This is a genomic window from Bacillus sp. mrc49, from assembly GCF_002803435.1.
Window position 1 is genome coordinate 1 of sequence record NZ_PHNG01000403.1, and the last position, 312, is coordinate 312.

The 312-nt window shown below is 58.7% G+C and carries 1 rRNA gene; it reads left to right on the forward strand.

From position 1 onward, the window contains the following. Nucleotides 1–312: ribosomal RNA gene (locus CVN76_RS02510) — 23S ribosomal RNA — on the forward strand; the annotation flags it as partial.

Genomic DNA, 312 nt, shown 5'->3' on the forward strand with positions numbered 1-312 from the left:
AAGGGCCATCGCTCAACGGATAAAAGCTACCCCGGGGATAACAGGCTTATCTCCCCCAAGAGTCCACATCGACGGGGAGGTTTGGCACCTCGATGTCGGCTCATCGCATCCTGGGGCTGTAGTCGGTCCCAAGGGTTGGGCTGTTCGCCCATTAAAGCGGTACGCGAGCTGGGTTCAGAACGTCGGGAGACAGTTCGGTCCCTATCCGTCGCGGGCGCAGGAAATTTGAGAGGAGCTGTCCTTAGTACGAGAGGACCGGGATGGACGCACCGCTGGTGTACCAGTTGTCTTGCCAAAGGCATAGCTGGGTAG